General features: G+C 71.0%; 6 protein-coding genes and 1 tRNA gene. 3 read left to right on the top strand and 4 right to left on the bottom strand.

From position 1 onward, the window contains the following. The coding region (locus tag F1599_RS18250) for an AAA family ATPase (RefSeq protein WP_150084053.1) at positions 1-1016 on the bottom strand (1016 nt) is incomplete at its 3' end. Beyond that, on the bottom strand, positions 1013-2317 hold the full coding sequence (locus F1599_RS18245; RefSeq protein WP_150084052.1) for an exonuclease SbcCD subunit D C-terminal domain-containing protein: 1305 nt from the start codon (positions 2315-2317) through the stop codon (positions 1013-1015). The genes F1599_RS18250 and F1599_RS18245, both read right to left, overlap by 4 nt. Positions 2318-2530: 213 nt before the next feature. On the opposite strand from F1599_RS18245, the gene F1599_RS18240 reads away from it, so the two are divergent. Further along, positions 2531-2604 (top strand) — tRNA-Cys (locus F1599_RS18240). A 43-nt stretch (positions 2605-2647) separates the two neighbouring features. Here the strand turns inward: F1599_RS18240 and dmeF are convergent. Further along, complete coding sequence (gene dmeF / locus F1599_RS18235) at positions 2648-3697, bottom strand: CDF family Co(II)/Ni(II) efflux transporter DmeF (RefSeq protein ID WP_150084051.1); 1050 nt, start codon at positions 3695-3697, stop codon at positions 2648-2650. A gap of 520 nt (positions 3698-4217) precedes the next feature. Here dmeF and F1599_RS18230 point away from each other — a divergent pair. Continuing rightward, positions 4218-4790, top strand: a complete 573-nt coding sequence (locus F1599_RS18230) for an acyloxyacyl hydrolase (RefSeq protein ID WP_150084050.1) — start codon at positions 4218-4220, stop codon at positions 4788-4790. A gap of 162 nt (positions 4791-4952) precedes the next feature. Here the strand turns inward: F1599_RS18230 and F1599_RS18225 are convergent, their stop codons facing one another. Then, on the bottom strand, positions 4953-6395 hold the full coding sequence (locus F1599_RS18225) for an aminotransferase-like domain-containing protein (RefSeq protein WP_150084049.1): 1443 nt from the start codon (positions 6393-6395) through the stop codon (positions 4953-4955). Positions 6396-6757: 362 nt separating this feature from the next. Between F1599_RS18225 and F1599_RS18220 the strand changes: the two genes are divergently transcribed. After that, positions 6758-8089, top strand: coding sequence for an aspartate aminotransferase family protein (locus tag F1599_RS18220; protein WP_150084048.1), 1332 nt, complete (start codon positions 6758-6760; stop codon positions 8087-8089). Positions 8090-8140 lie beyond the last annotated feature (51 nt).

Here is an 8140-nt window from a genome sequence, read left to right as displayed (position 1 = left end):
GCCTGCGCCTCGGCGGCGCGCGCGAGTTCCTGGCGCTGTGCCTCGCGCTGAGCGGCCAGGCGGTCGATCTCGGCCACCAGCGGCCGCGCGGCCTGGGCCGCATGTGCGTCCGCCAGCCGGGCTCGCCGCGGTGCGGCGGCATCGTGCGCGGCGACGGCCACCCGATGCTGCTCAATCGCCTGCTGTTCGAGCTTGGCGAGTTCCGCCGCGTCGGCGTGCCAGCGCAACTGCGCCTCGTGTTGCCGCAGCCGTTCGTCCAGCGCCGTCACCGCGTCGTGCTGCTGCTGGCGTTGCAGTTCGTATTGCGCGCGCGTCTCGGCTTCCAGCGGCTGGTGCTGCGCGGCCTGCTCGCGCAGCTGGCGCAACGCTTCCTGCTCGGCCTTGTTGCGTTCGAAGGCGCGCCGCGAAATCGCCTCGAAGCGGCCGGTGCCGGTCAGCGCCTGCAGAAGTGCCGCGCGTTCGTCGTCGCCGGCCTTCAGGAAGGCAAAGAACTCGTTCTGCGCCAGCAGCACCGCGCGCGTGAACTGCTCGAAGGTCAGCCCGACGCGCTCGACGATCGCGGCCTGGACCTCGGTCTTCAGCCCGCCGCCGACCGGCTCCTCGCCGGGCAGCCGCGCCAGCGACATCTGCGTCTGCTGCAGCTTGCCGCCGGCCTTGGAGCGCGCGCGGCGCACGCTCCAGCGGGCGCGGTAGGCCTGCCCGTCGCCGCCGACGAAGTCGACCTCGGCGTGGCCCTCGGCGGCGCCGCGGCGCAGCAGCGTGCGCGTGTCGTGCGCGCCGATGGTCTCGCCCGCGACGTCGGGCAGCACCGTGGCGCGGCCACCGACGCGGGCCACGCGCGGGGTCTCGTCGTACAGCGCGAGGCACAGGGCATCGAGCAGCGTGCTCTTGCCCGCGCCGGTGGGGCCGCAGATCGCGAACAGGCCGGCCGAGGCCAGCGGTTCGGCGGTGAGGTCGATGGCGAACTCGCCCGACAGCGAGGCCAGGTTGCGGCCGCGAATGGCGAGGATCTTCATGGCGCTGCCACCTCGTCCGGCGCGTGCAGCAGTTCGGCCAGCGCGGCCGCCAGCGTGGCGGGCGCCTCGGCGCCATGCCGCTCGCGGTACAGCGAGGCGAACACCGCGGCCGGGTCGAGCCGGTTCAGGTCGTCGAGCGACAGCATCGGCGCGGGCGCCTCGCCGGCCGCGGCGGCGGTGCTGACCTCGATGCGCGCGAGGCGCACCGGCTTGCCGTCGAGCGCGGCTTCCACCTTGGCGCGCAGCGTCGGCTCGGGGCCGTCCAGCGCGACGCGCACCTGCAGATAGGGCTGCAGCGCGTCGGGAAACGGCGGCAGGTCGAGCGCGCGCAGCGCGTCCAGCGCCTGTTCGAGCGGCCGGGGCGTCAGGGGCACGCGCATCAGGTCGACGGGTCTGGGCACCGGGATCGCGCGCCACTCGGCCAGCGTCTCGCCCTCGAGCCTGGCGCTGACGACCTGGTGCGGATAGTGGATCTCGGAGAACGACATCGGCAGCGGGCTGCCGCTGTAGCGGATGTGCTCGTGGCAGCCGACCTTCTGCGGCCGATGCAGGTGGCCCAGCGCGACATAGGCGATGGCCGGGTCGAAGATGCCGGCCGGCAGCGCTTCGGCGCCGCCGATCACGATGCGCCGTTCGGAGTCCTCCGAGACCTCGCCGTCGCGCATATGGCAGTGGCCCAGCGCGACGATGGGCTGGCCGGGTTGCCGGCGGGACAGCGCCAGTTCGAGCGCGCTGCGATAGAGCGCGGCGACGCCGGCCTGGTAGGGGTCGGTGCCGGTCTCGGTATCGATGCCGGTATCGAAGCCGGTATGGATGCCGGTATCCGTGTTGTCCCGCGCGGCCTCGACCCGCGGCACGTCGCTGGGGCGCAGGAACGGGATGGCCAGGCACCACGCCGCGATCCGGCCGCCCGCATCGCGCACGGGCACCACCAGCTTCTCCACGTCGATCGTGCCGTCCGGCAAGCGATGGACCTGGCCGACGCAGGCCGCGCCGAACCAGTCGAGGAAGGGCGCCGGGGCCTCCAGCCGCGCCGGCGAGTCGTGGTTGCCGGCGATCATCACGATCGCCAGATGGGGGCGCCGGCGCCGTGCCTCGGTCAGGAAGCGGTACAGCTGGCGCTGCGCCGCGGCCGACGGGTTGGCGGTGTCGAAGATGTCGCCGGCGACCAGCAGCAGGTCGGTGGCCTCGGCGTCCAGCGTATCGAGCAGCCAGTCGAGGAAGTGCTGATGTTCGTGGGTACGGTCGTAGTGATGCAGGGTCTGGCCGAGATGCCAGTCCGAGGTGTGCAGCAGTCGCATGCTGGGGGAGGGCCTTTCAACGTTGGCCGAGACGATAGCAGAGATCGGTGGGGGGCCGGCTCGGCCGCACGTTGGCTCGGGCTCGGGCTCGGCTCAAGCTCAGGCTCAGGCTCAGGCTCGGGCTCGGCCGCGATGCGGCGGCCTTCTGCACGAGCGGGCGAATCGGGCTACACTTCGGCCCGCGCTGTTCGCAGCGCACCGCTTCAAGACAGCGGCGGGGTGGCAGAGTGGCATGCCACGGCCTGCAAAGCCGTGTACGACGGTTCGATTCCGTTCCCCCGCCTCCAGCTTTCCTGCCCGCGCCAATGCAATCGGCGCGAGCGGCGTGGTTCAGCCGGCCTTCTTCATCGCGCCATCGTCGCAGCGCGCGATTTCCACCGTGACATGCGCCAGTTCCTCGTGCACGCCGAGGGCGGTACGCACGCGCGCCGGCGTCAGCGTCGGGTCGTGCGTGACCAGCGCGACGATGCAGGCGAACTTGTCCTTGCCGACCCGCCAGACATGCAGGTCGGTCACGCGGGTGCCGTCGCGGCCCTGGTCGAAGCCGGCCAGCACCTCGCGCACCTCGTCGACCACCGGATGGTCCATCTCGCGATCGAGCAGCACCGCGGAGGTCTGGCGGATCAGGCCGAGCGCCCAGTGTCCGACCAGCACCGCGCCGACGATGCCCATCACCGGATCGAGCCAGTTCCAGCCGAGCCACCAGCCGCCCGCGAGCGCCAGCAGCGCCAGCACCGAGGTGGCGGCGTCGGCCAGCACGTGCAGGTAGGCCGAACGCAGGTTCAGGTCGTGGCCATGGGCGTGGCCATGCGCGTGGTCATGCGCGTGGTCATGGCCGTGCCCGTGGTGGTGGCCGTGATGGCCGTGATGATGATCGTCGTGGTGATGGTGGTGGTGATCGTGCCCGTGCCCGTGGTGATGGTGGTGCGCGCCGCCCAGCAGCCAGGCGCTGGCCAGATTGACCAGCAGGCCCAGGCAGGTGACCGCCATCGCTTCCGGATAGCGGATCGCCGCCGGGGCGAACAGCCGCTCGATCGAGGCGAAGCCCATCAGCGCGGCCACCCCCATCAGGAAGACCGCGCTGGCGAAGCCGGCCAGCACCTCGATCTTCCAGGTGCCGAAGGCGAAGCGGCGGTCGTTGGCGAAGCGGCGGGCGGCCGCATACGCGAACACCGACAGGCCGATCGCCAGCGCGTGCGAACTCATGTGCCAGCCGTCGGCCAGCAGCGCCATCGAGCCGAACCACCAGCCGGCGGCGATCTCCGCCACCATCGCCGCGGCCGTCAGCAGCAGCACCAGGCGCGTACCGCGTTCGCCGGCGGCGTTGCCACGGTCGAAGACATGCGAGTGGGTCCAGGGGGAGAGATCGTGGGTATGCATGGCTTGGCCTCTTTTCGATGGCCGCAAGGGTAGCAGCATGCATGCGTGGGCAGGCGCAAATCCCTGCTGCAAGTGCGCCGACTCCCGGTCGGCAGTGGCAGTCGGGACCCGGTCAGGACTCGCAGTCTGGCCTCGCCGCCGCGGCTTGGGGCGGCACCCGCGGTTGGAACCGCCAGCAGCCGGCGCCCTCAAGTTTCCCGGATGGCCGATCGTTTACCCCCAGGCGCAAAATGGATTTGTCGCCGCTTAACATACATTCATGAATGCATGTATCATCGCGATCACGATTTTGCGTAATTTCGCTCTTTGCTTGCCAAAAGTACGATGACTTATCGATTCATTGCCGGTTGCATGGCGGCGTGGCTCGGCTTGTGCGCCACCGCCGGTTGGCTGATCGAACGGCTCTGGGCCTGACCTCCAGCCCGTTCGCGCGGCGCCGATGAGGGTGGCCTTTCCTGCCTGGCACGGACTGTGCCAGTGCCTTCGCCGGCATCTTTCAACTCCTCCTCTCCCCTCGACCATGACACAACAACAAGAACGCACGGCGCGTTCGCTGCGCCGCTCGGCCGCCCTTTGCTGCGCCGCAGCAACGCTGATCGCCGCGGCGCCCGCCCAGGCCGACCCCGCCGTCCATGTGGCCTACGGCCGCGACCCCGGCCACGGCCTGAACAAGTACGAGGTGGGCCTGAACTGGGATTCGGGCTTCGCCTACGGCAATCCGCAGGGCTGGCTGGCCAAGCTGCAATGGGAAGTCGAACTGGCGCGCTGGAACGCGCGCAGCGGCAACAACCGCCGCGACGTGACCGAACTCGGCTTCTCGCCGATCCTGCGCGTCGAGAAGCACGGCTGGAGCGTGGTGCCGTTCGCCGAGCTGTCGGTGGGCCTGCGCCTGATGAGCGCCACCTCGACCTCGGACTCGCACGACTACAGCACCGCCTTCCAGTTCTCGGACATGGTCGGCGTGGGCGTGGCCTTCGGTCCGCAGAAGCGTGCCGAGGCGGGTTTCCGCTTCCAGCACATCTCGAATGCCAGCATCAAGCGGCCGAACCCGGGTACCAACTTCTACACCGGTTACGTGCGTTACCGCTTCTGAGCGCTGCCTCCGGGCGCGCGCGTCCGGGCCCCGGCCTCTCCGCGGGCCCATTCCCGGCCGGACTCTGCCGGTCCCGGCCTCTCCCGGGCCCACTGCCTGGGGCTTGCTTGGAGACCCGCTTCGGGGCCGCTCCGGGCCTGCCGGGCGCCAAAGCGTGCGCGGCTAGCTGCCGCCGCGCACGCCATCGATGAACTCCCACAGCGCCGGCGCATCGCTGGTCGCGACATTGAAACGGATCCACGGCGAATCGGTCTCGTCCGGCGCGAAATAGCTGCCGGGCGCCAGCCATACGCCGTGCGACAGCGCGCGCGTCGCCAGCTGGCCGCCGGACAGCCCCTGCGCGGCCGCGGCCGCGCCGTCGGGCGCCCCACGTACCCGTGCCCAGGCGAACATGCCGCCTTCCGGGCGCAGCAGCACTTCGAGGCCGTGCGCCTCCATCTTCTCGGTGACGCGGTCCTGCTGCGCGCGCAGCCGCGCGGCCAGCGCGTCGACGTGGCGCGCGTAGTGGCCGCCCGTCAGCACCGCATAGACCAGCCGCTCGGTGACCTCGGACGAGGTCAGCCCCACCGCCATCTTGGTGCGGGCGAAGGCCTTGGCCAATTCCGGGCTGGCCGCCAGATAGCCGACCCGCAGCGACGGCGTGATGGTCTTCGAGAAGCCGTTGACGTAGACCACATGCGACAGCCCGTCCATCGCCGCCAGCATCGGCGCGCCGGCGGGAGCCAGCTCGCGATAGATATCGTCCTCGACCACCAGCAGCCGGTGCTGCTCGGCCAGCTGCAGCACGCGGTGCGCGTTCATGCTGGTCAGCGTGCCGCCGGTCGGGTTCTGCAGCACCGTGTTGACGAACAGCGCGCGCGGCCCGTGCCGGCGGATGGCCGCGTCGAGCGCGTCCGTATCCAGCCCCGCCGCGCCACGCGGCACACCCACCACCTTCAGCCCGGCCAGTCGCAGGATCTGCAGCAGATTGCAGTAGCACGGGTCCTCGACCAGCACCGTATCGCCGGCGCGCAGCAGCGTGCGCACCACCAGGTCCAGCGCCTGGGTCGCGCCCTGCGTCAGCACCACCTGCTGCGCCTGCATCGGCATGCCGTACTGCGCGAGCCGCGTGGCGATGTGCTCGCGCAGCGCGGCGAAGCCGTAGGGATGGCCGTAGCCCGACACTTGGCCGGCCGGCACGCGGGCGGCGGCGCGGATGGCCTGGTGCAGCCCTTCCTCGTTGAGCCAGTCGCCGGGCAGCCAGCCGGCGCCGGCCTTGATCGGCACCGAATGGTCGGCGAACACGTCCGACAGCAGCCACGCGGCGTTCAGGGCAGGGGTCTCCCAGCGTGGGCTCGGCGCCTGCTCGGTGCTGGCCTGGCGATGCGCGACCGTATAGCCCGAGCCCGCGCGCGCGGCCAGGTAGCCGAGAGCGGTCAGCCGGCCGTAGGCTTCGGCCACCGTAAAGGTGCTGACGCCATGCTGGGCGGCGAAACGCCGCACCGAGGGCACCGCGATGCCGGGGCGCAGCGCGCGCCGGTCGACCAGCGCCGCGATGCCGGCGACGATCTGTTCGGTCAGCGTGTCGCCGCCGCGGCGGCTGCGGGTCAATTCGAGCTGGATCATGCGACCGCATTGTGCGGGGGATGCCTGTACAGTTCAAGCGCGGCGAGGGGCGCTGCCGGCCACCCCGGCCATGCCGCGATGCCGCATGCTTCCGGCGGATACGGGCGCATCGCGATGATGCCGCGGCGCCGGGACTGGGATTGACCTGTACGGTTCGAGCCGCAAAATCAGTACGGTAAGGCGAGCATTTCACAACCGTATATTTTTAGGGAGCGCCGGGCTCGCTACAGTGGCCGGATCGCTATCCCGCGCCATCGGCCGCTGTTGCCCGGCGGCGCGACACCCCGAACCGACCGGACCAGGCCCTGCACAAGGCCCCGGACCCAGCCCGACCAAGCCAGGACGAACCCAAGGAGGAAGTAATGGACGCCGCCAAGACCGTGATTCCCGATCTCGATGCGCTGTGGATGCCGTTCACCGCGAACCGCCAGTACAAGGCGGCGCCGCGGCTGCTGGCCTCGGCCAGCGGCATGTATTACACGACCCACGACGGCCGCAAGATCCTCGACGGCTGCGCCGGCCTGTGGTGCGTGGCGGCCGGGCACTGCCGCAAGGAGATCGCCGACGCGATCGCGCACCAGGTGCAGACGCTGGACTATGCGCCGCCGTTCCAGATGGGCCATCCGCTGTCGTTCGAGGCGGCCAGCAAGGTCGCGGCGATCATGCCCTCGGGCCTGGACCGCATCTTCTTCACCAACTCGGGCTCCGAATCGGTCGATACCGCGCTGAAGATCGCGCTGGCCTATCACCGCGCCCGCGGCGAGGGGCAGCGCACCCGCTTCATCGGCCGCGAGCGCGGCTATCACGGCGTCGGCTTCGGCGGCATGGCGGTCGGCGGCATCGGCCCGAACCGCAAGGCCTTCTCGGCCAACCTGATGCCGGGCACCGACCATCTGCCGGCCACGCTCAATATCGCCGAGGCGCCCTTCTCCAAGGGCCAGCCGACCTGGGGCGCGCATCTGGCCGACGATCTCGAGCGGATCATCGCGCTGCACGATCCGTCCAACGTCGCCGCCGTCATTGTCGAGCCGCTGGCGGGCTCGGCCGGCGTGCTGGTGCCGCCGGTCGGCTACCTGGAGCGGCTGCGCGAGATCACCAGCAAGCATGGCATCCTGCTGATCTTCGACGAGGTGATCACCGCCTTCGGCCGGCTGGGCGCGGCCACCGCGGCTGAGCGCTTCAAGGTCACGCCGGACCTGATCACGATGGCCAAGGCGATCAACAACGCGGCCGTGCCGATGGGCGCGGTGGCGGTCCGGCGCGAGGTCCACGACACGGTGATCGACGCCGCCGCCGCCGGCGCGATCGAGCTGCCGCACGGCTATACCTATTCGGGCCACCCGCTGGCGGCCGCCGCGGCGATCGCCACGCTGGACCTGTATCGCAGCGAGGACCTGTTCGGGCGCGCCGCGAAGCTGGCGCCGCTGTTCGAGGAGGCCGCGCACGGCGTGCGCGGCGCTCCGCACGTCAAGGACATCCGCAACCTGGGCCTGGTGGCCGGCATCGAGCTCGAGCCGCGGCCGGGACAGCCGGGCGCGCGCGGCTACGAGGTCTTCCTCAAGTGCCTGGAGCGCGGCGTGCTGGTGCGGTACACCGGCGACATCCTGGCCTTCTCGCCGCCGCTGATCGTCACCGAGGCGCAGATCGCCGAGCTGTTCGACACGGTGCGGCAGGTGCTGAAGGACGTGCAGTAAGGCAGCGCCGGCGCGGACGCCCCGCGCCGATCCCTCTCCTCTCCCCGCTGC

It is taken from the genome of Cupriavidus cauae, from assembly GCF_008632125.1.
GTDB classification, from domain to species: Bacteria; Pseudomonadota; Gammaproteobacteria; order Burkholderiales; family Burkholderiaceae; genus Cupriavidus; species Cupriavidus cauae.
Note: the sequence above shows the minus strand (reverse complement) of the source record. Positions and strands in the feature narration are given on the sequence as shown.

Excerpts from the sequence above, each read along its gene's own strand:
- dmeF (WP_150084051.1), bottom strand. The coding sequence starts at position 3,697 with ATGCATACCCACGATCTCTCCCCCTGGACCCACTCGCATGTCTTCGAC.
- F1599_RS18220 (WP_150084048.1), top strand. The coding sequence starts at position 6,758 with ATGGACGCCGCCAAGACCGTGATTCCCGATCTCGATGCGCTGTGGATG.
- F1599_RS18230 (WP_150084050.1), top strand. The coding sequence starts at position 4,218 with ATGACACAACAACAAGAACGCACGGCGCGTTCGCTGCGCCGCTCGGCC.
- F1599_RS18245 (WP_150084052.1), bottom strand. The coding sequence starts at position 2,317 with ATGCGACTGCTGCACACCTCGGACTGGCATCTCGGCCAGACCCTGCAT.
- F1599_RS18225 (WP_150084049.1), bottom strand. The coding sequence starts at position 6,395 with ATGATCCAGCTCGAATTGACCCGCAGCCGCCGCGGCGGCGACACGCTG.